Genomic DNA, 26,469 nt, shown 5'->3' on the forward strand with positions numbered 1-26,469 from the left:
CGGACCGGAATACGAGGGTGTGGCTGTCCTACGACTTCGTGGCGCCGGCCGTCAGGCCGGAGACCAGGTGGCGCTGGACGAGGCCGAAGACGACCGCGGCGGGGGCCGCGATCAGGACGGCCGCGGCGGTCAGTGAGCCCCAGTCGGCCGTGTACTGGTTGACGAAGGTCTGCAGACCGCCCGCGAGGGTGAGGTTCTCCTCGCCGGTCATGAACGCGGAGGCGTACGCGACCTCGCCCCAGCCGGTGATGAACGTGTAGAAAGCCGTCACCGCGAGCCCCGGCTTGGCCAGCGGCATGATCAGGCGCCAGAACGTGCCGAAGGGGGTGAGCCCGTCGACGCGCCCCGCCTCGTCGATCTCGGCCGGGATGCCGTCGAAGTAGCCCTTCATCATCCAGGCGCAGAACGGCACGGCCACGGTGAGGTACGTGATGATCAGGCCGACCGGCTGGTTCAGCATGCCCAGCGACGCCAGCAGGTTGTACAGCGGCACGATCAGCACCGCGACCGGGAACATCTGGGTGATCAGCAGCAGCCACATCAGGGGCCGCAGCCCCGGGAAGCGGAAGCGGCTGACCGCGTAGCCGGTGGTGGCGGAGATGAAGACCCCGATGACGGTGGTGATGCCGACGACGACCAGCGAGTTGCCGAGCCAGGCCAGGAACTGCGTGTCGCCCAGCACGTGGCTGTAGTTGCCGACGGTGAAGTTCTTGACGACCGACGTGTCGAAGGCGTCGGTCTTCGGCTTGAACGACGTGATCACCAGCCACAGCGGCGGGAAGACGGCCACGAGCGCGGCGACGAGCAGCGTCAGGTGCAGCCCCACGGACGCCAGCGGCGAACGCTCGCCCCTGGGCCGGACCTTACGGGTGTGGGTGTCGGTGCTCACCACATGTCTCCCTGCTTGCGGAGCGCGCGGCGGTAGGCCACCGCGAAGAGCGACAGGAGCGCCAGGATCAGCACGCCCCAGGCGGCCGATCCCGCGAAGTCGCGCGGGCTGACGACGAACGAGAGCTTGTAGGCGTACGTCACGAGGATCTCGGTGGCGTCGCCCGGTCCGCCCCGGGTGAGCAGGAAGATCACCGGGAACATGTTGAAGGTCCAGATGGAGCTGAGCAGGATCACCGTGCCGGAGACCGGCCGCAGCCCGGGCAGCGTGATGTGGCGGAACCGCTGCCACGCGGTCGCGCCGTCCATCTCCGCGGCCTCGTACAGCTCACCGGGGATGGACTGCAGGCCGCCCAGCATGGCGACGAGCATGAAGGGCACGCCGAGCCAGACGTTGACGGCGATGACGGAGACCTTGGCCCAGGTGGGGTCGTTCAGCCACGAGATGGCGTCGATACCGCCGCCCGCGAGGAGCTTGTTGAACAGGCCGCTGCGCTCGTTGAACAGCAGCCGCCAGGTGAAGACGGAGACGAAGGCCGGGACGGCCCACGGCAGGACCAGGGCCATGCGGTAGAAAGCGCGGCCCTTGATCTTGCGGTTGAGCATGTTGGCCAGGACGAGGCCGAGGGTGAAGGACAGGGCGACACAGCTGACGGTCCACACCACGGTCCAGCCGAGCCGGTCCCAGAAGACGCTGTCGGTGAGGACGGCCTTGTAGTTGTCGAGACCGACGAACTCGTACGTCGCGGGGATGTGGTTGACGCCGATCGTGCGCTCGACGTTGGCCTCGTTGGCGTCCGTCAGCGACAGGTAGATGCCGCGCACCAGCGGGTAGCCGATGATCACGCCGATCACGGTCACCACCGGAGCGACCATGCTCCAGGCGTACCAGTGGGTGCTCAGCGCTCTGCGCAGCCGGCCGGGACCGGGAGTTCCCGGGGTGTTGTCAGTGCGGCGGCCGCGGCCGCGGGCGCTGTGCGCGCCCGCGGCCTTCGCCACCGACTGGCTGGTCTCGACAGCCATTGGTCGGTCAGCCCTTCCCACTGCTTACTTGTAGTCCTTGAGCATCTTGCGGTAGGCGTCGCCCGTCTCCTGGGCGGCCTTCTCCGGCGTGGTCTTGCCGCCCAGGACGTTGGCCATCTGGAGGCGGATCGGCTCGAAGAGGGCGTTGCCCTGCGGGATCCACGGCCGCTCGACGGCCTTGTCGACGGCCGGCTTGAAGAACTGGACCATCTCGTTGCCGGCGACACTCGGCTGGGCGTACACCGAGGTGCGGGTGGGCAGCAGGCTGAGCTTCTCGGTGGTCTGCTGCTGCACCTTGGCCGAGCTCATGTACTTGGCGAACTCGTAGGACGCGTCGAGGTTCTTGGACCCGGCGTAGACGGAGAGGTTCCAGCCGCCCTGCGGGGAGCCCTGCCCGGCGCTGCCGGCCGGGACGGGCGCGATGCCCAGGTTCTTCGGGTCCTTGAACTCGGCGCCGGCGCGCGAGTCGGCGATGGCCCACGGGCCGTTGAGCATCATCGCGACCTTGCCGGACTTGAACGCGTTCTGCATGTTGTTCCAGCCGTCGGAGGCGTCGGTGATCGCCGCCTTCGAGTCGACCAGGTCCTTGATGGTCTTGTACGCGCCGACGCCGGCCGGGTCGTCGATGGTGACCTTCTTGGCGTCGGCGTCGACCAGGTCGCCGCCCTCGCCGTACAGGAAGGACAGGAACCAGTACGGGTCGTCACCGCGGAGGTACAGGCCGCTCTTGCCGGGCCACTTCTTGCTGATCTTCGCCGACACGTCCTTGAGCGCCGTGAGGGTCGTCGGGACCTCGACACCGGCGTCCTTGAGCATCTTCTTGTTGTAGAAGAGCGCCATGGTGTCGATGACCTGCGGGACCGCGTACGTCTTGTCGTCGAACTTGGTGCTCGCGGCGGCCTGCGGCAGCCAGTCGCCCTGGTTCTCGATGGCGCGGGTGCCGTCCAGCGGGGCGAGGTAGCCGAGGCTGGCGAAGTCGGCGACCCAGGCGACCTCGGTACGCATCACGTCGGGGGCGCCGGAGTTGCCGCCCGCCGCGTTCTTGAACTTGGCGTTGGCCTCGCCGAAGGGAACGTTGACGTACTTGACCTTCACCTTGGGGTGCAGCTTGGTGAAGCCCTCGGCCAGGGACTGGTACGTCGCCTTCTCGGCCTCGTTAGAGGTGTCCCAGAAGGTGACGGTGCCGGACAGCTCGCCAGAGCTGCTGGACCCGCCCTGCTCGCCGCTGTCGCCTCCGCACGCCGCCGTCGTCAGACCGAGGGCCGCGACCAGCGCGGTGGCCGCTATGCCACGCCGCATGTGAACTCCTTCAACTGATCCCGGGAAGACGAAGGCGGATCACATGACTGGATCTCGTGCCTCCTGCAGACCGCTCCCTCGCGGCGCGCCGGGTTGCCAGGAACGTAACAGGGATGAAAACGCGCCGAAAGACCTTGCGGCAATTTTCTGCAAGGCGGGCTGATCGTTACATCCGCGTGTCCCTACAGTTGCCGACGGATCGCTTGACAGGCGTGGCGAGGCGGGGTTGCGCGGGCCGGGAAGGCTCTGCAAGCCTTTTCGTAAGGCCTTGCAGGAGCGTTTCATTACCGCTCTCACCTCGTTAGACGCAACGACGCCCCCATCCCGGCCCACCGAGAGGGACACCGCACATGGCCCATGAGCTGACCTCGCCCGTCCAGGCGCCGGAGGACCTGCGCCGTGCAAGCTCTTCCAGCGACCGCCCGGGGTGGTGGCGCGAGGCCGTCATCTACCAGGTGTACGTCCGGTCCTTCGCCGACAGCGACGGCGACGGTATCGGTGACCTGCGCGGGGCCCGCGAGCGGCTCCCCCACCTGGCGCGGCTCGGGGCGGACGCGGTGTGGCTCACGCCCTTCTACGCCTCGCCGCAGGCGGACGGCGGGTACGACGTGGCCGACTACCGCGCCGTCGACCCGGTCTTCGGGGACCTCGCGGACGCGGACGACCTGGTGCGCACGGCCCACGAGCTGGGGCTGCGGGTGATCGTCGACATCGTCCCGAACCACACGTCCGACCGGCATCCGTGGTTCCAGGAGGCGCTCGCCGGCGACCCGGCCTGCCGCGACCGCTACCTCTTCCACCCCGGCAAGGGGCCGGACGGTTCCCTGCCGCCCAACGACTGGGAGTCGGTCTTCGGCGGCCCCGCCTGGACCCGTACGCCCGACGGCGCCTGGTACCTGCACCTGTTCGCCCCCGAGCAGCCTGACCTGAACTGGGAGAACGAGGAGGTCAGGGCCGAGTTCGAGTCCGTGATGCGGTTCTGGCTCGACCTCGGGGTCGACGGCTTCCGCGTCGACGTCGCGCACGGCATGGTCAAGGCGCCCGGGATGCCGGACATCGGGCACGGCGAGCAGGCCCGGCTGATCGGCGCACAGCAGCTGCCCTTCTTCGACCAGGACGGCGTCCACGAGATCCACCGCGCGTGGCGGCGGCTCCTCGACACGTACGAGGGCGAGCGCATCGCCGTCGCCGAGGCGTGGGCGCCGTCGGCGGAGCGGCTCGCGCTGTACGTACGCCCCGACGAGCTGCACCAGGCGTTCAACTTCCAGTTCCTGAACTGCCCGTGGGACGCGGCCGCGCTGCGGCGGGTCATCGACGACTCGCTGCGGGCCACCACGTCGGTGGGCGCGCCGACCACATGGGTGCTGTCCAACCACGACGTGGTCCGCCACCCCACCCGGTACGGGGAGGGCGCCGCCGGGCTGCGGCGGGCGCGGGCGGCCGCGCTGCTGATGCTGGCGCTGCCCGGCTCGGCGTACGTCTACCAGGGCGAGGAGCTCGGGCTGCCCGAGGTCACGGAACTGCCCGACGAGGCCCGCCAGGACCCCGCCTTCCAGCGCGGCGAGGGCCAGGACGGGCTGCGCGACGGGTGCCGGGTGCCGATCCCGTGGACGGTGGAGGGACCTTCGTACGGCTTCGGCCCCGGCGGCAGCTGGCTCCCGCAGCCGTCGTCGTGGGCCGGCCTGTCGGTCGAGGCCCAGACCGGTGACCCTGACTCGACGCTGGAGCTGTACCGCGGCGCGCTCGCCATGCGCCGCGGCCACCCGGCGCTGGGCGCGGGCGACGCGGTGGAGTGGCTGCCCTCGCCCGACGGCGTCCTGGCCTTCCGCCGCCGCGCCAAGGGCCCGGGCACCGGCCCCTGGCAGGGCGACCTGATCTGCACGCTCAACCTCACGGACCACCCGGTCCCCCTCCGCGCCCCGGGCAGCCGGGTACTCCTGTCGAGCTCGCCGACCGGCGACGGAAGCGGCCACGCCCCGGGGGCAGGCCCCGACGGGCCGCCGGTCCTGGGCGGACCGGCGGCCGTCGGGCAAGCGGCCATCCCCCAGCCCGGCGGCACGGACGGCCCGGCCGACGGCCCCGCCCCAGCCCCCGGCGCCGGCGCGGCCCCCCGGGCGGGGGCCGGCGAGCACGGCGGCGGCCCCGCCCCGGTGGTCGGCGGCACCGGCCGGGGCGCCGTACATGGTGACGGCGGCGGTCCCGCCCCAGCCCCCGGCGCCGGCGCGGACGGTCATAGCGCCACGTACAGCGGGGTCCCGGGGGTCGGCTCCCCGGCAGGTGACGGTCCCGCGGCGGGGGCCGGCGGCGACGGCGGCGGGCGTTGCGGCGCGAGCGGCGGCCGTCCGGTCGGGATCGCCACCCCCGGGGTCAAAGTGCCGCCGCCCGCAAGGGAGTTGGCGGCCGAGGCGGGACACGGCGACGATGGGCACACCGTCCTCCTCGCCGCCGAGTCCTGCGTTTGGTGGGCAAGCTGACGTGCGGCCGGTACAGTCGCATCCCATGACCGCGCGGCTAGCCGACATCGCAGCCCAGGCGGGGGTCAGCGAAGCCACAGTCAGCCGCGTGCTCAACGGCAAGCCCGGTGTGGCCGCGGCCACCCGCCAGTCCGTGCTGGCCGCGCTCGACGTACTCGGCTACGAGCGTCCCGTACGGCTGCGCCAGCGCAGTGCCGGACTGGTCGGGCTGATAACCCCCGAGCTGGACAACCCCATCTTCCCGGCCCTGGCCCAGGTCATCGGCCAGGCCCTGACGCGCCAGGGCTACACCCCCGTCCTCGCCACCCAGACCCCCGGCGGCTCCACCGAGGACGAGCTCACCGAAATGCTCGTCGAGCGGGGCGTGTCCGGCATCATCTTCGTCTCCGGACTGCACGCCGACACCACCGCCGACATGACGCGCTACGACCAGCTGCGCGGCAAGGGCGTCCCGTACGTCCTCATCAACGGATTCTCCCCCAAAGTGCAGGCGCCGTTCGTCTCCCCCGACGACCGGGCCGCGATGCAGCTCGCCGTGACCCACCTCGCCTCGCTCGGACACACCCGGATCGGCCTCGCGGTCGGCCCGAAGCGGTTCGTGCCCGTGCTGCGCAAGATCGAGGGCTTCCGGCTGGGCATGCAGGCGCGGCTCGGGCTGGCGCCGGCGCAGTGCGAGGAGCTCATCCAGCACTCGCTCTACACCCTGGAGGGCGGCCAGGCCGCCGCGACCGCGCTGATCGAACGGGGCTGCACCGCGGTCGTCTGCGCCAGCGACATGATGGCACTGGGTGCCATCCGCGCCGCCCGCCAGAAGGGGCTGCACGTCCCGGGGGACGTCTCCGTCGTCGGGTTCGACGACTCTCCCCTCATAGCGTTCACGGACCCCCCGCTGACCACCATCCGCCAGCCCGTGCAGGCGATGGGGCAGGCGGCGGTACGGGCCCTGCTGGAGGAGATCGGCGGTACCCCCGCCCCGCACAGCGAGTTCGTCTTCATGCCCGAGCTGGTCGTTCGCGGTTCAACCGCCTCCGGCCCCCATGGTCAGCGGTCCACCGAAAGGCCATCCTCCGAAAGGCGTAGCGATGGCAATGAGGACCAGACTGACGGATGATCGACCGAGTAGACCTATCTGGCAGACTCTTGGCCCATGGGTGACACGACTGTGAGGACACTGGAAGGCCGTGAGGCCCCGGCACCACCGGTGGATTCACCCATCGAACAGGGTCCGGCCCGCGAGGCGGACAGCCGGACCGTATGGCAGCGGATGCGCGCCCCGCGCCGCCCCCGCATCTGGTTCGAGATCCTGCTGATCGCGGTCAGTTACTGGACGTACTCGCTGATCCGCAACGCCGTGCCGGAGCAGAAGGCCGAGGCGCTGCGCAACGCCGACTGGATCTGGCGGGCGGAGCAGTCCCTCGGCATCGCCGTCGAGAAGACGGTCAACCACGCCGTGGACTCCGTGACGTGGCTGATCGTGGGCATGAACTACTACTACGCCACGCTGCACTTCATCGTCACCATCGGTGTCCTGGTGTGGCTGTACCGGTGGCACCCGGGGCGGTACGCCGCCACCCGCCTGGTGCTGTTCTCCACCACCGGCATCGCCCTGCTCGGCTACTACCTGTACCCGCTGGCGCCGCCCCGTCTGATGACGTCCGAGAAGTTCATCGACACCGTGTTGGTTCACCACACCTGGGGCTCGATGGCGTCGGGCGACCTGAAGAACATGTCCAACCAGTACGCCGCGATGCCGTCCATGCACATCGGGTGGTCTCTGTGGTGCGGCCTGACCGTCTTCGCCCTGGCCAAGGCCCCCTGGGGCAGGATCCTCGGCCTGCTCTACCCGGCCGCGACCCTCGTCGTCATCGTCGCGACCGCCAACCACTTCTGGCTGGACGCGGTGGGCGGCCTGATCTGCCTGGGCTTCGGCTACACCCTGGCGTACGCCTGGTACGGCAGCGTGCCGCACCGGCTGCCCCGCCAGGTGGCACCCCGGGCCGTCACCCCGGCCCTGGCCAACCGCGTCCCGGGCCCTCAGGCGCCGTAGAACAGCTCCTCCACCACCGCCCGCGCCCGGCGCGTCGTACGGCGGTAGTCCTCGACCATCTCGCCGACGTGCCCCGGCCCGTACCCGAGGTACCGGCCGACCGCGGCGAGCTCCCGCGCGTCGGACGGGAAGGTGTCCCCGGCCCGTCCGCGCACCAGCATCACGCCGTTGCGCACGCGGGTCGCCAGGACCCACGCCTCGTCGAGGATCTGGGCCTCCTGCCCGTCGATCAGCCCCGCGTCGCGGGCCGCGGCCAGCGCCCGGCGGGTGCGGGTGGTGCGCAGGCCCGGCACCGCGTGGCCGTGGCGCATCTGCAACAGCTGCACGGTCCACTCCACGTCCGACAGGCCGCCGCGCCCCAGTTTGGTGTGCAGCGCCGGATCGGCGCCACGCGGCAGCCGCTCCGTCTCCATACGGGCCTTCAGGCGCCGGATCTCACGTACGGCGGCCTCGTCCAGGCCCCGCTCCGGGTAGCGCAGCGGATCGACGAGCTCGACGAAACGGCGGCCGAGGTCCGGGTCGCCGGCCATCGACTCGGCCCGCAGCAACGCCTGGCTCTCCCAGCCCAGCGACCAGCGGCGGTAGTACGCCGCGTACGACTTGAGGGTGCGCACCAGGGGCCCGCTCTTCCCCTCGGGGCGCAGGTCCGCGTCGATGAGCAGCGGCGGGTCGGCCGTCGGCAGCTGGAGCAGCCGCCGCATCTCGGCGACCACCGCGTTGGCGGCCTGCGCCGCCTCCTGCTCGTCGACGCCCTCGCGCGGCTCGTGTACGAACAGCACGTCCGCGTCCGACCCGTAACCCAGCTCGTGGCCGCCGAACCGGCCCATGCCGATGACGGCGAACCGGGTGGGCAGCGTGTCGCCCCACTGCTCGCGCACGGCGGCCCGCAGGGCGCCCGCGATGGTCGCCGCGTTCAGGTCGGTCACCGCCTGGCCGACGCGGTCCACGAGGGCGCCGGGATCGGCCTCGGCGGGGCTGTCCTCGGTGCCGTACGAGCCGATGATGTCGGCGGCGGCGGTACGGAACAGCTCCCGGCGCCGTACGCCACGGACCACGGCGACCGCCAGCTCGGCGTCCTCCGCGCGGCCGACCGCCGCGAGGATCTCCGGCTCCAGATGCTCACGGCCGCGCGGCTGGAGCCCCTCGGGGGCGCCGAGGATGGCCACCGCCTCGGGGGCGCGCAGCAGCAGGTCGGGGGCGAGGCGCCCGGCCGACAGGACCCTGGCGAGGTTCTCGGCCGCCGCGCCCTCGTCGCGCAGCAGCCGCAGATACCAGGGCGTCTTCCCCAGCGCGTCCGAGACCTTGCGGAACCCCAGCAGCCCGGCGTCCGGGTCCGCCGAGTCCGCGAACCAGCCCAGCAGCACCGGCAGCAGCGTCCGCTGGATCGCCGCCTTCCGGGTCACCCCGGACGACAGCGCCTCCAGGTGCCGCAGGGCGGCCGCCGGATCGGCGTATCCGAGCGCCTCCAGCCGCTGCCCGGCGGCCTTGGCGCTCAGCCGCGTCTCCCCCGGCGTGAGCTGGGCGACCGCGTCCAGCAGTGGCCGGTAGAACAGCTTCTCGTGCAGCCGCCGCACCACCGCCGCGTGGCGCCGCCACTCCCGGTTCAGCTCGGCGACCGGATCGGTACGCAGCCCCAGGGACCGCCCCAGCCGCCGCAGATCCTCCTCGCCCTCCGGCACCAGATGCGTCCGCCGCAGCCGGAAGAGCTGGATGCGGTGCTCCATGGCCCGCAGGAAGCGGTACGCCTCGTCCATCTGCGCCGCGTCGGCCCGCCCCACGTAGCCGCCCGCCGCCAGCGCCTTCAGCGCCTCCAGAGTGCTCCCGCTGTGCAGCGTGGCGTCACTGCGGCCATGCACCAACTGCAGTAGCTGCACGGCGAATTCGACGTCCCTGAGCCCGCCCGGGCCCAGCTTCAGCTCACGGTCCACCTGCGCGACCGGAATGGTCTCCACCACCCGGCGGCGCATCTTCTGTACGTCGGCGACGAAGTTCTCCCGCTCGGCGGCCTGCCACACCAGCGGTGAGACGGCGTCGATGTACGCGGCGCCCAGCTCCGGGTCCCCGGCCACCGCGCGAGCCTTGAGCAGGGCCTGGAACTCCCAGGTCTTGGCCCAGCGCTGGTAGTAGGCGAGGTGGCTGGACAAGGTGCGTACGAGGGGCCCGTTCCTGCCCTCGGGGCGCAGATTGGCGTCGACCGGCCAGATCGTCCCCTCCACCGTCTGCTCCGAACAGATGCGCATCAGGTGCGAGGCCAGCCGGGTCGCGGCGCGCAGCGCCTTGCCCTCGTCGGCGCCGTCGGCGGGCTCGCCCACGAAGATCACGTCGACGTCCGACACGTAATTCAGCTCGTTGCCGCCGCACTTGCCCATCGCGATGACGGCGAGCCGGCACATGGCGGCGTCCTCCGGAGCGGCCGCGCTCGCTATGGCGAGGGCCTTGCTGAGGGTGGCCGTGGCGAGGTCGGCCAGCTCGGCGGCGGTCTCGGCGATGTCGGTGGTGCCGCACACATCCCGGGCCGCTATGGCCAGCAGGCAGCGGCGGTAGGCGATGCGCAGCGACACGGGATCGGTCGCCCCGGCCAGTCCGCGCTCGAAGTCGGCGACGCCCGGGTGCAGGTCGGTCGACTCGTACGTGACCAGCGCCTCCCAGTCACGTGGGTGCCGGGCCAGGTGGTCCGCCAGCGCCTCGGAGGCGCCGAGCACGCCCAGCAGCCGGTCGCGCAGCGGCTTGGCGCTCAGGACGGTGCCCAGCAGATGCCGGCCGTCCCCGCCCTGCGCCTCGGCGAGCCGGACGAGCCCGCGCAGCGCGAGGTCGGGATCGGCGGTGGCGCCGAGCGCGTCGAGGAGGACCGGGTCGCCGCGCACGGCGGACAGCACGGGCAGGTCGAGGAGCCGCTCGGCGGCGGACGGGTCGGTGAAGCCGTGCCGCAGCAGTCGGGTGAAGGTACTGCTCCTGCGCCCCGGCCCGCTCATGCGCCCACTCCCTCCGACGTGGTCGGCTCCACGCCCCGAGCCTATCGGGGATCGTGTCCTGGGCCGGACGCCGTCCCAGCGGGGCGCGCGGGGTCAGGTCTGGGCCGGACGCCATCCCGGCAGGGCGCGCGGGGTCAGGTCTGGGCCGGACGCCATCCCGGCAGGGCGCGCGTGGTCAGGTCTGGGCCGGACGCCATCCCGGCAGGGCGCGCGGGGTCGGCCATGCGCGTACGCGCGCCGTTGAGGTCCGCTCCGTGGGCCGTGTCCTGGGCTCTCCTTCGCAAGCTCAGTCGTTTTACGCACGACCCACTGCGCGTCCCCCTTCGGGGCGGGCCCAGGCCCCGGCACCGCGCCATCGACGTGAGCCCACCGCCGCCCGCGCGGGCAGCGGGCAGCGGGCAGCGAGCAGCGAGCAGCGGGCAGCGGGCAGCGTGAGGCAGCGCACACCACGGCCTATGAACCGGATGGCGGCAAAGCCCCTCTTCTCTCCCGGTTCGCCCACTCCACCCGCGTAACGGAAGCCGCCGCCCATGCCTCGCCCCGCCCTGTCCTCCTTCCGCCGTGGCCTGTTCATGGCCGCGCCGATCGCCGTGCTGGTCGGCATCACGGGCGGGACGCTGGCGCTCACCGCCGGGTCGTCGGACGCGTCGGACGTGCCGAGCCGGGGGGTGCCCGAGGCGGAGGCGGTGAAGCCGGTCCGGACCAGCGGGGAGGCGGTCCTGCAGATCATGGCGCACCCGGACGACGACCTGTTCTTCATGAACCCGGACACCAGCCAGTCCATCGCCTCCGGCCGCAGCCTCACGTCCGTCTACCTCACCGCCGGGGAGTCCGACGGCCGCAACGCCCGCCGCCAGGACCCGGAGCCGCCCGCCGACAAGGCGGCGTACGCGGAGGCCCGGCAGAACGGCATACGTGCCGCGTACGCCGAGATGGCCACCGGCAACCGCACCAGCCCCTGGGACCGCACCTCCATAGCGACGGCCGGCGGCGGCCGGGCCGAGCTGGACACCCTCCGCGCGAAGCCGCAGATCAGCCTGGTGTGGCTCCAGCTGCGCGAGGCGGGCAGCATCTCGGGCGACCGGCCGCACAGCCTGCACGGTCTGTGGGACGGCCGCGTGGAGCGCCTGGAGTCGCAGCTCGCCGCCGGTTCCCCGGTCCGCGAGAACTTCTCGTACAGCAAGGACCAGACCGTCGAGACGATCACCGGCGTCCTCGACAGGTTCAAGCCGACCTTCGTCCGGCTCATGGACCCGACGCCGGGCCTCAACGACAAGACCGGCAAGATGTCCGACCACCAGGACCACATGTACGGTGCCCGGTTCGCGCAGGCGGCGCTCGCCCGGTACGCGGACTCGCCCGGTCACCCGCCGTTCGCCGTACAGAACTATCTCGGGTACTCGACCGGTGGCCTGCCGCACTCCCTCGACCCGAGGAGCACCGAGGCGAAGCTGCGGACGCTGAAGACGTACGCGTGGTGGGACCACACCGACTACTGCGAGGACCCGGCCGGCTGCGGCGACCGCAAGGTGGCCGCCCGTCCCGCCGGGCACGGCTGGGCACAGTCGATCCGCTACGCCCGTGGGGGCTCGACGGCGTGGGTCCAGCAGGGCGCGGAGAAGGGCGAGCTGTACGCGTTCTCGGTGCTGGACGGCCGCCTGGCCGTGTGGCGCAAGGGCGGCACGTCGGACTGGACCGGGCCGGTCCTCCAGCGGGGCGACGGCCTGGACGCCGGCGTGACGTCGGTGCGGCTGCCGGACGGCCGGATCGCGGTGTTCGGTACGCGTACCGAACTGGACGGGGAGTACCGCCGCGAGGTGGTGGCGGCCGTGCAGGCGGCGCCGGGCGGGGCGTTCGGCGCGTGGCGGTCGCTGGGGACGCCGGAGCGGGACGACGAGAGCGGGACGTCCGACATCAGCCTGCCGGCGGTGCTGGTGGACCGGGCGGGCCTGATGACGGTGTACGTGCGCGACGCCGGCCACGCGATGAGCGTGAGCGCCCAGCGGGCGGACGGCGGGTGGGGGCCGTGGCGGTCGGCCGGCGGCCGGGACCTGCGGGGCGACCCGGTGGCGGCGACGGACGCGGCGGGGCGCGGTTACGTGTTCGCGGGGACGCCGAAGACGGTTCTGGCGTGGACGCGGGCCGCGCCGGGCGGGCCGGTGACCGGTCCGGTGCCGACCGGTCTGCCGGCGACCACGGTGGCGCTCAGCGTCACGCCGGACGGCGCCGACGGCGTACGGCTCTGGTTCCGCAAGCCGGCCTCCGGTGACGTCCGTACGGCCCGCTTCGCGGGCGGCAGCGGCCATGCCTCGCCGGTGCGGGACGTGCCGGGCGGCGTCGCGGGGCACGGCGCGGTGGGCGCGTCGGGCGGCCGGCTGGCGGTGCGCGCGGGCTCCGGCGCGGTGGCGACGGCTCCGGCCGGGGGCCGGTGGGTGACCGGGCGGTCGCTGTTCGCCGGCGCCCCGGCGGCCACCTCGTACGGCTTCGCGACGATGGGCCTGGACGGCCGGCTGAACTGGTCGCCCTGGGAGCGATGAGTCGGCGCCGGGCGTGGAGTCCGGCTTTGATGGACGTACTCACCGATGGAGGAGAACGCATGAACTGGACACTGGAAGTCGTCCTCGTCCCGGTCACCGATCTGGACCGGGCGAAGGACTTCTACGGCACGAAGTGCGGTTTCAAGGTCGACCTGGACACGGAGGTGGCCCCGGGGATCCGCATCATCCAGCTGACCCCGCCCGGCTCGCGCTGCTCGATCGCCCTGCAGAGCGGTATGCCCGCGGCACCGGGCGAGCAGACCATGGCCCCCGGCTCGCTCCATGGTCTCCAGCTGTGTGTGACCGACATCGAGGCGGCCCGCGCGGAGCTGACGTCACGGGGCGTGGAGGTGAGCCCCGTGCAGCACGTGGGTCCGGACGGCTGGACGGAGGGCAAGGGCGAGACGTGGAACTCGTTCGTGTTTTTCAAGGACCCGGACGGCAACGGCTGGACGGTCCAGGAGGCGCCCTCCGAACTGTCGGAGCGCTAGCGGCTCAGTAGTAGCCCTTCCGCCCGTCGAGCAGCTCCCGCATCGCGTCCAGGTGCCCGGCGTGCCGCGCGGTCTCCTCGACCATGTGGATGAGCATCCACCGCAGGGTCGCCCGGGCGGAGTGGTGGTCGGGGTGGCGGCCCACCTGGTCCAGGCCGTGGGCGGCGATGATCTCGTTGGAGGTCACGCACTGCCGCTCGTACTCCTCCAGGAGCTGCGCGAGCGGCACGCCCCGGACCTTCATGTCGAGGTCCTCTTCGCTCTCGTCGAGCTGGGGGTTCTTCTCGGCGGGCCTGCCCAGGAACAGCACCTCGAACCAGGCGTTCTCCACCCACCGCAGATGGGAGAGGAGCCCGGCCACTGTCATGTTCGGCGAGTGCGGCAGGACGGCCCGGTACGCGTCGTCCTCCGACAGTCCTTCGCACTTCCACTGGACGATAGCGCGCTGTGCGTCGAGCCAGCCGACGAGCTGGGTCCGCTCGTCCGCCACGAGCGGCGGACGTACACGAGGCAAGGTCATGCGCGCCGACATTAGCGCAGGCGGAACGCCGCCGTCGCCGTGCGGTGAACGGGCGCGCCCCGGGGCTCCTCCGCCAGGAGCAGTGCGCTGGTCCCGGATCACCCCGCACGGCGACGGCTGCCGAGGCGCTCAGGCCACTGAGCGCCCGGAGCCGCCGCTGGGCGAGGGAGACGGGCACCGGCACGCCGGGAAACACCGACGGGCCCGGCTGACCTGCCCTTACAGCACCGGCAGGTTCTTCCGCAGCTCGAAGGCGGTGACCTCGGAGCGGTACTCCTCCCACTCCTGCTTCTTGTTGCGGAGGAAGAAGTCGAAGACGTGCTCGCCGAGGGTCTCGGCGACCAGCTCGCTGCGCTCCATCAGGGAGATCGCCTCGCCCAGGTTCTGGGGCAGCGGTTCGATGCCCATGGCGCGGCGTTCGGCGTCGGAGAGGGCCCAGACGTCGTCGTCGGCGCCGGCGGGGAGTTCGTAGCTCTCCTCGATGCCCTTCAGGCCGGCGGCCAGCAGGACCGCGTACGTCAGGTAGGGGTTGGCGCCCGAGTCGATGGAGCGGACCTCGACGCGGGCCGAGCCGGTCTTGCCCGGCTTGTACATGGGGACGCGGATCAGCGCGGAGCGGTTGTTGTGGCCCCAGCAGATGTACGAGGGGGCCTCGCCGCCCGAGCCGGCGGTGCGGGTGGAGCCGCCCCAGATGCGCTTGTAGGAGTTCACCCACTGGTTGGTGACGGCCGAGATCTCCGCCGCGTGCTTCAGCAGGCCCGCGATGAAGGAACGTCCCACCTTGGACAGCTGGTACTCGGCGCCCGACTCGTAGAAGGCGTTGCGGTCGCCCTCGAAGAGGGAGAGGTGGGTGTGCATGCCGGAGCCGGGGTATTCGGAGAACGGCTTCGGCATGAAGGTGGCCTGTACGCCCTGCTCCAGCGCGACCTGCTTCATGACCAGGCGGAACGTCATGATGTTGTCGGCGGTCGACAGGGCGTCGGCGTAACGGAGGTCGATCTCCTGCTGGCCGGGCGCGCCCTCGTGGTGGCTGAACTCGACCGAGATGCCCATCGATTCCAGCATGGTGATCGCCTGGCGGCGGAAGTCCATGCCGACGTTCTGCGGGGTGTGGTCGAAGTAGCCGGAGTTGTCGGCCGGGGTCGGGCGGCTGCCGTCGAGCGGCTTGTCCTTCAGCAGGAAGAACTCGATCTCGGGGTGGGTGTAGAAGGTGAAGCCCAGGTCCGAGGTCTTGGCGAGGATCCGCTTCAGGACGTAGCGCGGGTCGGCGAAGGACGGCGAGCCGTCGGGCATGAGGATGTCGCAGAACATCCGGGCCGTCCCCGGGGCCTCCGCCCGCCAGGGCAGGATCTGGAAGGTGCCCGGATCGGGCTTGGCGATCATGTCCGACTCGTACACCCGGGCGAATCCCTCGATCGCCGAGCCGTCGAAGCCGATGCCCTCGTCGAAGGCCTGCTCGAGCTCGGCGGGGGCCACGGCGACGGACTTCAGGAAGCCGAGCACGTCCGTGAACCACAGGCGCACGAAGCGGATGTCGCGCTCCTCGAGCGTACGGAGTACGAATTCCTGTTGCTTGTCCATTTCCACACCCATCCTCGCTGATCAGGCCAGCATGCCACCACACGGTTTCGTGCACGTTGCGAACCCATAGTGCATGGAGCTCTGTGGCGTAGGTAACGGAGGCCTCGCAGACTGGTCCCATGGACCGTGGCGCACAGGAGCTGCCCGGCGCCGGCCGGCCGCCGGGCTGGCTGCGCCTGCTGCCGTGGCTGACGATGGTCCTGCTGGTGGTGGTCCAGCTGTCCACGCCCGAGAGCGTGCAGCTGGGTTTCGCGTTCGCCGTGGTGCCGCCCCTGACGTCGCTGCTGTACGGGATGCTCGGCACCGCCCTGGTGGCGGGCGCGATGTTCGGGCTGCTGCTGTTCCCCGCCATCCGGGCCGACGACGTCACGCACGGCGACCTGCTGGCGTTCGGGCTGATCGGGGTGGTCAGCGTGGTGCTGGCGTGGGTGCGGGCGCGCCGGGACGCGCAGCTGGTGTCGGTGCGGACGGTCGCGGAGGCGGCGCAGCTCGCCGTGCTGCCGCCGATGCCGGAGCGGGTGGGCCCGGTGCGGTGCGGGGCGCTGTACCGGGCGGCGGAGCGCGGGACGCTGGTGGGCGGCGATCTGTACGACGTACAGCCGGGGCCCTATGGGGTGCGGGCGATCGTCGCCGATGTGAAGGGGCACGGCCTGGCGGCGGTCGGGACGGTGTCGGCGCTGCTGGGCACGTTCCGGGAGGCGGTGCTCGACGAGCCGGAGCTGGCGGGGGTGGCGGCGCGGCTGGACCGGCGGCTGGTGGTGGATTCGGCGACGCACGAGGACGGGGAGCTGTTCGCGACGGCTGTGCTCATGGAGTTTCCCGAGGACGGCACGGCGGTACGGGTCCTCAGCTGCGGCCATCCTGCGCCGCTGCTGGTGGACGGCGACGGGGCGCGGGAGGTGGAGCTGGCGCCGGGGGCGCCGCTGGGGCTGGGGCTGAGGGAATTCCGGGCGCCCGAGGCGGTGACGGTGCCGCTGCGGCCGACGGACGTCCTGCTCGCGCACACGGACGGGGTGACGGAGGCGCGGGACGCGACGGGCGCGTTCTACCCGCTGGCGGCGCGGATCCGGACGCGGACCCAGCCGTCCGCGCCGGTGGAGCTGGTGCGCGCGGTGTGGCGCGATCTGTCGTCGTACGCGGACGAGGTCGCCGACGACGTGGCGCTGCTGGCGCTCAGTACGCCGGACGGGCATGGCTGACCGGGCGGGTGGCCCATTAACATCAGCGCCCATGGGGGGCCAGGGGCTCATACGCATGGTGCGTCCCATGGCGCTGATGAGCGCCGTGGCGACGCTGTTCGCCGCGCTCTTCGTCTGTCTCGCCCCGCACGGCGGCGCGGAGGGCCCGGACCGGGACCGGTACCGGGACCACGGGCGCGGGATGACGCTCGCCGTGGCCGCCGCGGAGGCCGTGGCGTCGGAGTACACCTGCCCGTACGACCGGGGCGACTGCGGGCTGTTCCCCTCCCTCACCCCCGCCGTCCTCACCGCCCCGCCGCTCGACCCGCCCCCGCAGCCGGACGCCGTGGTACGGATGGCGTCGCACCCCGCCGCCGGCCGGCCCGCCGCGTCCGAGGCACGGCCGCGCGCGCCGGATCTCCATGTCCTTCAGGTTCTGCGGACCTAGGCGGCCCGCCGCAGTTCCGGATCCCGTACCGACCACCGACTTTTCGAGAAGGAAGAACCACCATGGCTGCCAACCGATCCTCGACCGCCGACCGCCGTGCCCGGATAGAGGAGATGCGCCGCGCGGAGAAGGCCCGCGAGCGCCGCAACCGCATCATCACCATCTCCCTCAGCGCGGCCGTGGTCGCCGGCCTCGTGGGGTTCGGTGGATATGTGCTGAACAAGGAGAACGAGGAGAAGGAGCAGCGGGCGGCGGCGGCCAAGGCGCCGATCGAGGGCGAGAAGTCCTGGGACGCGAAGAAGCTGGGCCGCAACCACGTGACCACGCCGGTCACGTACCCCATGAAGCCCCCGGTCGGCGGTGACCACGACCAGGTGTGGATGAACTGCGACCGCAACGTCTACAAGAAGCCGGTCCCCGAGAAGCACGCCGTGCACTCGCTGGAGCACGGCGCGGTGTGGGTGACGTACAACGACAAGGCGCCCGCGGCCGAGGTGAAGAAGCTGGAGGAGAAGGTCGGCAAGACCTCGTACTCCTTCATCAGCCCGGTCAAGGACCAGGCCGGCGCGATCATGCTCAGCGCGTGGGGCAAGCAGGTCACCGTCGACGGCGCCGACGACCCGCGGGTGGACGCCTTCTTCACCAAGTACGTGCAGGGCCCGCAGACGCCCGAGCCGGGTGCCGCGTGCACCAACGGGCTGGGCGAGCAGTGACGCGTACGCAGTGGGCGGCCGTCACGGCGGTGGTGCTGGCGCTGCTCTTCGCCGGGGCGGCGACGGTCGCGTCGGCGGGCCCGGAGACCGGCGGCGGTGCCGCGACGGCGCCGGCGGTGGATTCGGCGGACGCCGGGTTCGCGCGGGACATGTCGGTGCACCATCAGCAGGCGGTGGAGATGTCGTTCATCGTGCGGGACCGCACGAAGGACGAGGAGGTGCGCCGGCTGGCGTACGACATCGCCAACACCCAGGCCAACCAGCGCGGCATGATGCTGGGCTGGCTGGACATGTGGGGCCTGCCGAAGGTCGCGCCGGGTGTTGAGCCGATGGCCTGGATGGGCATGCCGTCCCACGGCTCCTCGCACTCCGGCGTGCTGATGCCGGGCATGGCGACGGCGGCTCAGCTGGACCAGTTGCGGGCGGCGAGCGGCAGGCAGGCGGAGATCCTGTACCTGCGGCTGATGACGGAGCACCACAGGGGCGGTGTGCACATGGCGCAGGGCTGCGTCGACAGGTGCCGGCCCGGCGTCGAGCGGGACCTGGCCCAGGGCATGGTCGATGCCCAGGAGTCGGAGATCGCGCTGATGGCCGACCTGCTGAAGAAGCGGGGCGCGAAGCCTTAGGGCGCCACCGGCCGCGGCCGCCCCGGATGTCCCGGGGCGGCCGTACGGCGGTGCAGCGGTCGCGGTGCGGTGGGGGCGCGACGAGAATGGAGGCGCTCGGGGACCGACGTACGGCGCTATTTGGCGTTTTCGGAGGAAACGAACCCCATGACCACCGCCAAGGACATCATGCACCCCGGAGCCGAGTGGCTCCCCGCACACGAGACCCTCGACCGTGCCGCGCAGATGATGCGCGACCTCAACGTGGGCGCCCTGCCCATCGCCGACGAGAACGAGCGGCTCTGCGGCATCCTCACCGACCGTGACATCGTCGTCGGCTGCGTGGCCATGGGCCACGACCCGGCGCAGGTCACGGCGGGCAACATGGCGAAGGGCACGCCGCGCTGGATCGACGCGAACGCGGACGTGGAGGAGGTCCTGCGTGAGATGAAGGGCCACCAGATCCGCCGGCTGCCCGTGATCGAGAACAAGCGCCTGGTCGGCATGATCAGCGAGGCCGACCTCGCCCGTCACCTGTCGGAGTCCCAGGTCGCGAACTGGGCGGAGAAGGTGTACGAGCAGGGCTGACCGCCGCTCCACGCGGTGTACGGCGGGGGCGTGGCGCGCGTGCCGCGTCACGCCCCCTGTGCGTGCGCGTCTTCCCGCGCGAGTACGGCGTCGGCCAGGGCCCGCGGCCGGTCCAGCATCATCAGGTGGCCCGCCCCGGGTACGGCCTCGAAGCGGGCGCCGAGCAGGTCGGCGAGGGCGCGCTGGCGGCCGGTCCAGCGCGGGGACGCGGGCGCGGCGAGCACGGTGACGGGGACGCCCGGCGGGAGGGGCCGGCGCTCGCGCAGGGCGAGGAGCTCGGCGGCGACGGCGCGGTAGTGGGTGTTCTCCAGGAGGGCGCCGGTGAGCACCCGGGAGGTGCCGTAGCAGCGGCGTACGAGCGCGGCGGGGGCCGGGTCCGGGGCGTGGCCGGGGCGGGAGAGGCGCACCACGGCACGCCGGGTGAGCGGACCGAGCGCGGCGGGCGCCCCGGCGGCGGACAGCGCGGCGGCGACGGCGCGCGCGAGTGCGGTGCGGACGGCGGGGGCGGCGGGCACGCGCGCGTGCTCCTCGACGGACGCGTCGACGAGGACGATCCCGGCGGCACGGTCCGGGTGCAGCCGGGCGAACGCCTCCGCGTGGAACCCGGCGATGGAGTGCCCGACGACGGTCGCGGGGCCGTCCAGGTCCAGCGCGTCGAGGACGCCCGCGATCCGGTGCGCCTCACCGGCCGCGGACGGCGCCACGGCGGCCGGGCCGCTCAGGCCGTGGCCGGGGCGGTCGAAGCGGACGACGGTGCGGTACGGGGCCAGCAGCGGGACCACCGGGTCCCAGTCGAACCAGCTCATGGCGAGCCCGGCGCTCAGGACGCAGACGGGACCGCTGCCCTCGACGACCACGTGATGCGGCACTCCCCCGACCCGTACGAAGCCCACCGTCTCGTCCCCCTTGCCGCCGTGTGCACCCGGGCGGCCAGCCTGCCATGTGTGGTCCCGGCGGACCGCCGGGACATCATGTCGCTCTGACGATTACACTGGCCGGGTGCCTCAACTACGCCTCGCCCTGAATCAGATCGACTCGACCGTCGGCGATCTCGCCGGGAACGCCGAGGCGATCGTGCACTGGACCCGGCACTCCGCCGAGCAGGGAGCGCACCTGGTCGCGTTCCCCGAGATGGTGCTGACCGGTTACCCCGTCGAGGATCTGGCCCTCCGGTCGTCCTTCGTGGAGGCGTCCCGCAGCGCGCTGCGCGCGCTCGCCGCGCGCCTCGCCGACGAGGGCTTCGGGGACCTTCCGGTCGTCGTCGGCTACCTGGACCGCTCCGAGAAGGCCCAGCCCCGGTACGGCCAGCCCGCCGGCGCGCCGCGGAACGCCGCCGCGGTGCTGTACGGCGGCGAGGTGGTGCTGTCGTTCGCCAAGCACCACCTGCCGAACTACGGGGTCTTCGACGAGTTCCGGTACTTCGTGCCGGGCGACACCATGCCCGTGGTCCGGGTGCGCGGCGTCGACGTGGCGCTCGCCATCTGCGAGGACCTGTGGCAGGACGGCGGCCGCGTCCCGGCCGCCCGCAGCGCGAACGCCGGGCTGCTGGTGTCGATCAACGCCTCGCCGTACGAGCAGAACAAGGACGACGTCCGCCTGGAGCTGGTGCGCAAGCGCGCCCAGGAGGCCGGCTGCACCCTCGCGTACCTGGCGATGATCGGCGGTCAGGACGAGCTGGTCTTCGATGGCGACTCGATCGTCGTCGACGCGAACGGCGAGGTCGTCGCGCGTGCCCCGCAGTTCGCCGAGGGCAGCGTGATCCTCGACCTGGACCTGCCGGCCGCGTCCGAGGACGCGCCGACCGGCGTCGTGGACGACGGCCTGACCATCGAGCGGGTGATCCTGTCGGAGGAGCCGTTGCCCGCGTACGAGCCGGAGCTGGCCGGCGGGTACGCGGAGCGGCTGGACGACGACGAGGAGGTGTACACCGCGCTGGTGGTGGGCCTGCGCGCGTACGCCGCGAAGAACGGTTTCCGTTCCGTGCTGATCGGTCTGTCCGGTGGCATCGACTCGGCGCTGGTCGCCGCGATCGCCTGTGACGCGCTGGGCGCGCAGAACGTGTACGGCGTGTCGATGCCGTCCAAGTACAGCTCGGACCATTCCAAGGGCGACGCGGCCGAGCTGGCCCGCCGCACGGGCCTGAACTTCCGCACCGTACCGATCGAGCCGATGTTCGACGCGTACATGGGCTCGCTGGGCCTGACGGGCCTCGCGGAGGAGAACCTCCAGTCGCGGCTGCGCGGCACGATGCTGATGGCGATCTCCAACCAGGAGGGCCACATCGTGCTCGCGCCGGGCAACAAGTCCGAGCTGGCGGTCGGCTACTCGACGCTGTACGGCGACTCGGTCGGCGCGTACGGGCCGATCAAGGACGTGTACAAGACGTCGGTCTTCCGGCTGGCGCGGTGGCGCAACCGGGCGGCCGAGGAGCGGGGGCAGACCCCGCCGATCCCGGAGGCGTCCATCACCAAGCCGCCGAGCGCCGAGCTGCGCCCCGGCCAGGTCGACACCGACTCGCTGCCGGACTACGACGTGCTGGACCGGATTCTGGAGCTGTACGTCGACCGCGACCAGGGCAAGGACGCGATCGTCGCCGCCGGGTACGACGAGGAGCTGGTGACGCGGACGCTGCGGCTGGTGGACACGGCGGAGTACAAGCGGCGCCAGTACCCGCCGGGCACCAAGATCTCGGCCAAGGGCTTCGGCAAGGACCGGCGCCTGCCGATCACGAACCGCTGGCGCGAGACGACGACGGGCTGACGCCCGGCCGGTCTTCGGCCGAGGGACCGAGGGGGCTTCCCGCGACGACGCGGGAGGCCCCCTTCGCCGTGTCCATGAGGCCGGCCGTCACGGCGATCGCCAGGCCCATCACCGCCAGCGCCGCGCCGACGAGGGTCGGCGAGGTCCAGCCCCAGCCGGCGGCGATGGCGGCGCCGCCGAGCCAGGCGCCGCCCGCGTTGGCGAGGTTGAACGCCGAGTGGTTGGAGGCGGACGCGAGGGTCGGGGCGTGCTGGGCCTTGTTCATGACCAGCATCTGGAGCGGGGTGGTGGTCATGAAGCCGACCGCGCCGAGCACGACCACCGTCACCAGGGCGGCCCACTGCACGTGCATGGTGAAGCGGAACGCGACCAGCACCAGCGCGAGCGCGGCGAGCGACCCGTACAGCGTGGGCCGCAGCGCCCGGTCGGTGAGGGGGCCCGCGACGAGCGCGCCGAGCGTCATGCCGATGCCGAACAGGGCGAGGACCAGGGTGACGGACGACTCGCCGAAGCCCATGACCTGGGTGGTCATGGAGGCCAGGTACGAGTAGACGGCGAAGACACCGGCGAAGCCGAAGACGGCCGTCAGCAGCCCGAGCAGCACCTGCCGGTCGCCGAGCGCCCGCAGTTCGCGGCCGAGGCTCTGGTGGGCGTCGAGGGGTACGTACGGGATCAGCCGGGCGAGCGCGGCCATGGCGACCAGGCCGATCGCCGTGACGACCAGGAACGTGGCACGCCAGCCGAGGTGCTGGCCGAGCAGCGTCGCGGCGGGGACGCCCACGATGTTGGCGACGGTCAGGCCGAGGAACATCGTGGCGACCGCGCGCGCCTGCCGGCCTTCCGTGACCAGCCGGGCGGCGACGACCGCGCCGACGCCGAAGAACGCGCCGTGCGGCAGCCCGGCCAGCACGCGCGCGGCGACGAGCGTGCCGAAGCCGGGCGCGAGGGCGGAGGCGAGGTTGCCGACGGTGAACAGCGCCATCAGCAGCAGGAGCATCCGCTTGCGCGGGATACGGGAGCCGAGGGCGGTGAGCAGCGGGGCGCCGATGACGACGCCGATCGCGTACGCCGAGACCAGGTACCCGGCGGTGGGGACGGAGGTGTGGAGGTCCGCCGCGACGTTGGGCAGGAGCCCCATCATGACGAACTCGGTCGTGCCGATGCCGAAGGCTGCTATGGAGAGGGCCAGCAGGGCCAGGGGCATGAGGGCAGGGCCTTTCGAGACGTGGGCGTGCATAAGTTCCCTTACGGAACAAAGCCTCTCACGTCGATTGTTCCCCGCGGTGAACGGCGTATGGCCACCAGGCGTGAGGCCTGGCCTCCATCGGGGCACGGCGGCCCGTCCCGGCCCGGGGCGCCCGCCGGCGGCGTACGGTCGCGGGCCGGCCGACCGTGCACGGCGGCCCACCCGTCGCCGCCCGGCCCGTGCACAGGCGTCCCGCGCCGCGCGGCCGCCGACCGCTGCCCGGGGCTTCGGCGCCCGCGCTGGGGCGGAGGGGCGGCGGCACGCCCGGGCAGGGCGCCCGCCGGGGCTTCGGCGCCCGCGCCCTACAGCGTGACGCGTGCCGCGATCGGCAGGTGGTCGCTGTCCGTCTCCGGGAGTGTCCACGACGCGACCGGCTCGACGCCCTTCACCAGGATCTGGTCGATCCTCGCCATCGGGAACGCGGCCGGCCAGCTGAAGCCCATGCCGTCGCCGGCCGCGCCCTGCGTGGAGCGCATCTGGGACGTGACCGCGTTGAGCGACCGGTCGTTCATCGTGCCGTTCAGGTCGCCGAGCAGGATCACCCTGTCCAGGTCCTCGCGGACGATGGCCTCGCCCAGCGCGTCGGCGCTGTCGTCGCGCTGGTTGGCGGTGAACCCGGCGTTCAGCTTGACCCGCACGGACGGCAGGTGGGCGACGTACACGGCGACCTCGCCCTGCGGCGCGGTCACGGTGGCGCGCATCGCCCGCGTCCAGCCCAGCCGGATGTCCACCGGGCGGCTGTCGCTCATCGGGTACTTGCTCCACAGGCCGACCGTGCCCTGGACGGAGTGGTACGGGTACGTGTCGGCGAGCGCCTGCTCGTACACCGGGACCATGCCGGGCTTGAGCTCCTCCAGCGCCACCACGTCCGCCCCGGAACCGGCGACCTGGCGGGCGGTGCCCTCCGGGTCGGGGTTGTCGGCGTTGACGTTGTGCGTGACGACCATGAGGTCACCGCCGGCGCCCGACTTGTCGGTGACGAGCCCGCCGAACAGATTGAGCCAGATCACACCGGGCAGCAGGGCGGCGATCAGCGCGGTGGCCGAGCGGCGCAGCAGCGCGGCCACCAGGATCACCGGGACGAAGACGCCCAGCCACGGCAGGAACGTCTCTGTCAGGCTGCCCAGGTTGCCGATCTTGTTGGGGATCTGCGCGTGGAAGACCATCAGCAGCGCGATCGCCACGGCGCAGCAGGCGAGCAGGGCGCCCCGCCGCCAGATGCCCGGATCCCGGCGCCAGCGGTCGACCACCGACCGGACCCGGGATCCGGTGCGCCGCTGCTCCCGCGCGCTGCCGTTCCCCGTCTCCGTCACGTCCACCCGCGCCATGCCGCCGTCCTCACTGCCTTGCTCGTCGTGCTGTGTCGTACGCCCCCGCCCCGGACCCCGACCCTAGGGGATCAGGAGACGGCCGTACTGCCACGAGGACGATGGGGCGGCGCGGCGGGTTCCGGGGGCCCGGGAAAGAACGGACGCTGTGACAGAACGCGCACAAAACGAAGGCCGGCCGCCCACCTCCGGGGCCCCGGCGGGGATGGCCGCGCACCCACTTCCCCCCGCGCGGCACGAAGTGCCACCATGGACGTGGTCCGGGGACGCCGTAAGGGCGCCTCGAGATGACGAAGGAGCCGTTCACCATGACGCTTCAGGCTGCCTCGAAGCAGCCCGCCGACAGCAGCAAGGCGCTGTACGGCGGCAAGGGCACTCGCCGCATCACCGTCCATGACATCGCCGCCGCCAAGGAGCGCGGCGAGAAGTGGCCCATGCTGACCGCCTACGACGCGATGACCGCGTCCGTGTTCGACGAGGCCGGCATCCCGGTCATGCTCGTCGGCGACTCGATGGGCAACTGCCACCTCGGTTACGAGTCCACGGTCCCCGTCACGCTCGACGAGGTCGCGATCCTGTCCGCCGCCGTCGTACGGGGCACCAGGCGCGCCCTCGTCGTGGGCGACCTGCCCTTCGGCTCGTACCAGGAAGGCCCCGTGCAGGCGCTGCGGTCGGCCACCCGGCTGGTCAAGGAGGCGGGCGTCGGCGCGGTCAAGCTGGAGGGCGGCGAGCGTTCGCTGCCGCAGACCGAGATGCTGGTCCAGGCGGGCATCCCCGTCATGTCGCACCTGGGCCTGACCCCGCAGTCCGTCAACACCATGGGCTACCGGGTGCAGGGCCGCGGGGACGAGGCCGCCCACCGGCTGCTGCGCGACGCCAAGGCGGCGCAGGACGCGGGCGCCTTCGCGGTGGTCCTGGAGCTCGTCCCGGCCGAACTGGCCGCCGAGGTCACCCGGTCCCTGCACATCCCGACCATCGGTATCGGCGCCGGGCCCGACACCGACGCGCAGGTCCTGGTCTGGACGGACATGGCGGGGCTGACCGGCGGCAAGGTGCCGCGCTTCACCAAGCAGTACGCCAGCCTCCGGCAGACGCTCGGGGACGCGGCTCGGGCGTTCGCCGACGACGTGGTCGGCGGAACGTTCCCGCAGGAGGAGCACACCTTCCACTAGCCACTCCCGGTACAGACGACGGCCCGCCGACTTCCCCCATCGGCGGGCCGTCGGCGTGCGTCGGGCGTGCGTCGGACGTGCGTCGGGCGTGCGTCGGGCGCGAGGCTGCCGGGCGTAGCCTGGGTAGTGGACTCGGGGGACTTCCCACAGCCCGCCGGGAGGCGGTGAACGATGCCCGGAATCGTGCGCAAGAACTTCGACTCCGCAGACGAGACCCGGCCGTTCGAGGACGGCAAGGGCAAGCTCGACCTGATCAACACCGACAGGGGCCCGGTCGGCCGGGCCGTTTTCGAGCCGGGCTGGCAGTGGACCAAGCACGTCAAGCCCATCGCCGGTACCGACAGCTGCGAGGCCTCGCACGCCTGCTACGTCGTCAGCGGCCGGCTGAAGGTCGTCATGAACGACGGCACCGAGAGCGAGGTCGGCCCCGGTGACTTCTTCGCGGTCGAGCCGGGCCACGACGCCTGGGTCGTCGGTGACGAGCCCTGCGTCCTGGTCGACTGGGTCGGATTCGGCAACTACGCCGTGCCCGCGGGGTCCACCTCCTGACCCGTAGGCGATCTGTCGGTGATCGGTGGCCGCTGTCGGTGAGATGTCGG

21 protein-coding genes and 1 pseudogene are annotated in these 26,469 nt (G+C 72.2%); 13 read left to right on the forward strand and 9 right to left on the reverse strand.

Features of this window, described 5'->3' with window-relative positions:
- Window positions 1-28: 28 nt before the first annotated feature.
- Genes BKD26_RS08255 through BKD26_RS08265 form a run of 3 tightly spaced genes read right to left on the reverse strand, consistent with a single transcriptional unit; the run spans window position 29 to window position 3,210 of the window.
- Window positions 29-892, reverse strand: a complete 864-nt coding sequence (locus BKD26_RS08255; protein WP_084897170.1) for a carbohydrate ABC transporter permease — start codon at window positions 890-892, stop codon at window positions 29-31.
- Window positions 886-1,911: a sugar ABC transporter permease gene (locus BKD26_RS08260; protein ID WP_084897171.1), complete on the reverse strand. Its 1,026-nt coding sequence runs from the start codon at window positions 1,909-1,911 to the stop codon at window positions 886-888. The genes BKD26_RS08255 and BKD26_RS08260 overlap by 7 nt, the downstream gene beginning before the upstream one ends.
- Before the next feature lie 24 nt (window positions 1,912-1,935).
- Window positions 1,936-3,210 carry an extracellular solute-binding protein gene (locus BKD26_RS08265; protein ID WP_084897172.1) on the reverse strand — a complete coding sequence of 425 codons (1,275 nt, stop codon included), beginning with the start codon at window positions 3,208-3,210 and terminating at the stop codon, window positions 1,936-1,938.
- A gap of 350 nt (window positions 3,211-3,560) precedes the next feature.
- Here BKD26_RS08265 and BKD26_RS08270 point away from each other — a divergent pair.
- From BKD26_RS08270 to BKD26_RS08280, 3 genes and pseudogenes are all read left to right on the forward strand, one after another.
- A pseudogene (locus tag BKD26_RS08270) lies at window positions 3,561-5,162 on the forward strand (alpha-amylase family glycosyl hydrolase); the annotation flags it as partial.
- A 547-nt stretch (window positions 5,163-5,709) separates the two neighbouring features.
- A complete protein-coding gene (locus BKD26_RS08275) occupies window positions 5,710-6,795 on the forward strand; it encodes a LacI family DNA-binding transcriptional regulator (protein ID WP_084897173.1) in 1,086 nt (361 codons plus the stop codon).
- Window positions 6,796-6,831: 36 nt separating this feature from the next.
- Window positions 6,832-7,731: a phosphatase PAP2 family protein gene (locus tag BKD26_RS08280; RefSeq protein ID WP_084897174.1), complete on the forward strand. Its 900-nt coding sequence runs from the start codon at window positions 6,832-6,834 to the stop codon at window positions 7,729-7,731.
- Here BKD26_RS08280 and BKD26_RS08285 read toward each other — a convergent pair.
- Window positions 7,719-10,703, reverse strand: coding sequence for a bifunctional [glutamine synthetase] adenylyltransferase/[glutamine synthetase]-adenylyl-L-tyrosine phosphorylase (locus tag BKD26_RS08285; RefSeq protein ID WP_084897175.1), 2,985 nt, complete (start codon window positions 10,701-10,703; stop codon window positions 7,719-7,721). The two genes, BKD26_RS08280 and BKD26_RS08285, sit on opposite strands and share 13 nt — an antisense overlap.
- A 530-nt stretch (window positions 10,704-11,233) precedes the next feature.
- Between BKD26_RS08285 and BKD26_RS08290 the strand changes: the two genes are divergently transcribed.
- Both BKD26_RS08290 and BKD26_RS08295 read left to right on the forward strand, forming a co-directional pair.
- Window positions 11,234-13,240 (forward strand): PIG-L family deacetylase, encoded by a 2,007-nt coding sequence (locus tag BKD26_RS08290; protein ID WP_084897176.1) that lies wholly within the window; start codon window positions 11,234-11,236, stop codon window positions 13,238-13,240.
- Between the two features lie 59 nt (window positions 13,241-13,299).
- Window positions 13,300-13,731: a VOC family protein gene (locus BKD26_RS08295; protein ID WP_084897177.1), complete on the forward strand. Its 432-nt coding sequence runs from the start codon at window positions 13,300-13,302 to the stop codon at window positions 13,729-13,731.
- A gap of 4 nt (window positions 13,732-13,735) precedes the next feature.
- Here the strand turns inward: BKD26_RS08295 and BKD26_RS08300 are convergent, their stop codons facing one another.
- Together BKD26_RS08300 and BKD26_RS08305 are read right to left on the reverse strand one after the other, a co-directional pair.
- Window positions 13,736-14,251: a DinB family protein gene (locus BKD26_RS08300; protein WP_084897178.1), complete on the reverse strand. Its 516-nt coding sequence runs from the start codon at window positions 14,249-14,251 to the stop codon at window positions 13,736-13,738.
- Window positions 14,252-14,470: 219 nt separating this feature from the next.
- The gene (locus tag BKD26_RS08305) at window positions 14,471-15,832 is read right to left on the reverse strand and encodes a glutamine synthetase family protein (protein ID WP_084897179.1); all 1,362 of its coding nucleotides are present in this window, start codon (window positions 15,830-15,832) and stop codon (window positions 14,471-14,473) included.
- A 119-nt stretch (window positions 15,833-15,951) separates the two neighbouring features.
- Here BKD26_RS08305 and BKD26_RS08310 point away from each other — a divergent pair, with 119 nt between their 5' ends.
- The 5 genes from BKD26_RS08310 to BKD26_RS08330 all read left to right on the forward strand — a co-directional run bounded on the left by BKD26_RS08310 (window position 15,952) and on the right by BKD26_RS08330 (window position 19,364).
- On the forward strand, window positions 15,952-17,031 hold the full coding sequence (locus BKD26_RS08310) for a PP2C family protein-serine/threonine phosphatase (protein WP_084897180.1): 1,080 nt from the start codon (window positions 15,952-15,954) through the stop codon (window positions 17,029-17,031).
- Window positions 17,032-17,098: 67 nt separating this feature from the next.
- Window positions 17,099-17,458, forward strand: a complete 360-nt coding sequence (locus BKD26_RS08315; RefSeq protein WP_084897181.1) for a hypothetical protein — start codon at window positions 17,099-17,101, stop codon at window positions 17,456-17,458.
- 62 nt (window positions 17,459-17,520) lie between these two features.
- Window positions 17,521-18,171, forward strand: coding sequence for a DUF3105 domain-containing protein (locus BKD26_RS08320; RefSeq protein WP_084897182.1), 651 nt, complete (start codon window positions 17,521-17,523; stop codon window positions 18,169-18,171).
- A complete protein-coding gene (locus tag BKD26_RS08325; RefSeq protein WP_084897183.1) occupies window positions 18,168-18,797 on the forward strand; it encodes a DUF305 domain-containing protein in 630 nt (209 codons plus the stop codon). The genes BKD26_RS08320 and BKD26_RS08325 overlap by 4 nt, the downstream gene beginning before the upstream one ends.
- 147 nt (window positions 18,798-18,944) lie before the next feature.
- Entirely contained in the window at window positions 18,945-19,364 is a 420-nt protein-coding gene (locus BKD26_RS08330) for a CBS domain-containing protein (RefSeq protein WP_084897184.1), read from the forward strand.
- A 47-nt stretch (window positions 19,365-19,411) separates the two neighbouring features.
- On the opposite strand, the gene BKD26_RS08335 is transcribed toward BKD26_RS08330, so the two are convergent.
- Entirely contained in the window at window positions 19,412-20,257 is an 846-nt protein-coding gene (locus BKD26_RS08335) for an alpha/beta hydrolase (RefSeq protein ID WP_084897185.1), read from the reverse strand.
- Window positions 20,258-20,363: 106 nt separating this feature from the next.
- Here BKD26_RS08335 and BKD26_RS08340 point away from each other — a divergent pair, with 106 nt between their 5' ends.
- The gene (locus tag BKD26_RS08340) at window positions 20,364-22,124 is read left to right on the forward strand and encodes an NAD+ synthase (protein WP_179166463.1); all 1,761 of its coding nucleotides are present in this window, start codon (window positions 20,364-20,366) and stop codon (window positions 22,122-22,124) included.
- Here BKD26_RS08340 and BKD26_RS08345 read toward each other — a convergent pair.
- A complete protein-coding gene (locus tag BKD26_RS08345; RefSeq protein ID WP_084897386.1) occupies window positions 22,090-23,328 on the reverse strand; it encodes an MFS transporter in 1,239 nt (412 codons plus the stop codon). The genes BKD26_RS08340 and BKD26_RS08345 overlap by 35 nt on opposite strands.
- A gap of 344 nt (window positions 23,329-23,672) precedes the next feature.
- Window positions 23,673-24,698, reverse strand: a complete 1,026-nt coding sequence (locus BKD26_RS08350; protein ID WP_084897186.1) for an endonuclease/exonuclease/phosphatase family protein — start codon at window positions 24,696-24,698, stop codon at window positions 23,673-23,675.
- A gap of 308 nt (window positions 24,699-25,006) precedes the next feature.
- Here BKD26_RS08350 and panB point away from each other — a divergent pair, with 308 nt between their 5' ends.
- Complete coding sequence (gene panB, locus BKD26_RS08355; protein ID WP_084897387.1) at window positions 25,007-25,870, forward strand: 3-methyl-2-oxobutanoate hydroxymethyltransferase; 864 nt, start codon at window positions 25,007-25,009, stop codon at window positions 25,868-25,870.
- 171 nt (window positions 25,871-26,041) lie between these two features.
- Window positions 26,042-26,419, forward strand: coding sequence for a cupin domain-containing protein (locus BKD26_RS08360; RefSeq protein ID WP_084897187.1), 378 nt, complete (start codon window positions 26,042-26,044; stop codon window positions 26,417-26,419).
- Window positions 26,420-26,469 lie beyond the last annotated feature (50 nt).

The organism is Streptomyces sp. CB03238, from assembly GCF_002099185.1.
In the GTDB taxonomy this organism is placed as follows: domain Bacteria; phylum Actinomycetota; class Actinomycetes; order Streptomycetales; family Streptomycetaceae; genus Streptomyces.

Excerpts from the sequence above, each read along its gene's own strand:
- BKD26_RS08260 (WP_084897171.1), bottom strand. The coding sequence starts at position 1,911 with ATGGCTGTCGAGACCAGCCAGTCGGTGGCGAAGGCCGCGGGCGCGCAC.
- BKD26_RS08265 (WP_084897172.1), bottom strand. The coding sequence starts at position 3,210 with ATGCGGCGTGGCATAGCGGCCACCGCGCTGGTCGCGGCCCTCGGTCTG.
- BKD26_RS08275 (WP_084897173.1), top strand. The coding sequence starts at position 5,710 with ATGACCGCGCGGCTAGCCGACATCGCAGCCCAGGCGGGGGTCAGCGAA.
- BKD26_RS08280 (WP_084897174.1), top strand. The coding sequence starts at position 6,832 with ATGGGTGACACGACTGTGAGGACACTGGAAGGCCGTGAGGCCCCGGCA.
- BKD26_RS08285 (WP_084897175.1), bottom strand. The coding sequence starts at position 10,703 with ATGAGCGGGCCGGGGCGCAGGAGCAGTACCTTCACCCGACTGCTGCGG.
- BKD26_RS08290 (WP_084897176.1), top strand. The coding sequence starts at position 11,234 with ATGCCTCGCCCCGCCCTGTCCTCCTTCCGCCGTGGCCTGTTCATGGCC.
- BKD26_RS08295 (WP_084897177.1), top strand. The coding sequence starts at position 13,300 with ATGAACTGGACACTGGAAGTCGTCCTCGTCCCGGTCACCGATCTGGAC.
- BKD26_RS08300 (WP_084897178.1), bottom strand. The coding sequence starts at position 14,251 with ATGACCTTGCCTCGTGTACGTCCGCCGCTCGTGGCGGACGAGCGGACC.
- BKD26_RS08305 (WP_084897179.1), bottom strand. The coding sequence starts at position 15,832 with ATGGACAAGCAACAGGAATTCGTACTCCGTACGCTCGAGGAGCGCGAC.
- BKD26_RS08310 (WP_084897180.1), top strand. The coding sequence starts at position 15,952 with ATGGACCGTGGCGCACAGGAGCTGCCCGGCGCCGGCCGGCCGCCGGGC.
- BKD26_RS08315 (WP_084897181.1), top strand. The coding sequence starts at position 17,099 with ATGGCGCTGATGAGCGCCGTGGCGACGCTGTTCGCCGCGCTCTTCGTC.
- BKD26_RS08320 (WP_084897182.1), top strand. The coding sequence starts at position 17,521 with ATGGCTGCCAACCGATCCTCGACCGCCGACCGCCGTGCCCGGATAGAG.
- BKD26_RS08330 (WP_084897184.1), top strand. The coding sequence starts at position 18,945 with ATGACCACCGCCAAGGACATCATGCACCCCGGAGCCGAGTGGCTCCCC.
- BKD26_RS08345 (WP_084897386.1), bottom strand. The coding sequence starts at position 23,328 with ATGCCCCTGGCCCTGCTGGCCCTCTCCATAGCAGCCTTCGGCATCGGC.
- BKD26_RS08350 (WP_084897186.1), bottom strand. The coding sequence starts at position 24,698 with ATGGCGCGGGTGGACGTGACGGAGACGGGGAACGGCAGCGCGCGGGAG.
- panB (WP_084897387.1), top strand. The coding sequence starts at position 25,007 with ATGACGCTTCAGGCTGCCTCGAAGCAGCCCGCCGACAGCAGCAAGGCG.
- BKD26_RS08360 (WP_084897187.1), top strand. The coding sequence starts at position 26,042 with ATGCCCGGAATCGTGCGCAAGAACTTCGACTCCGCAGACGAGACCCGG.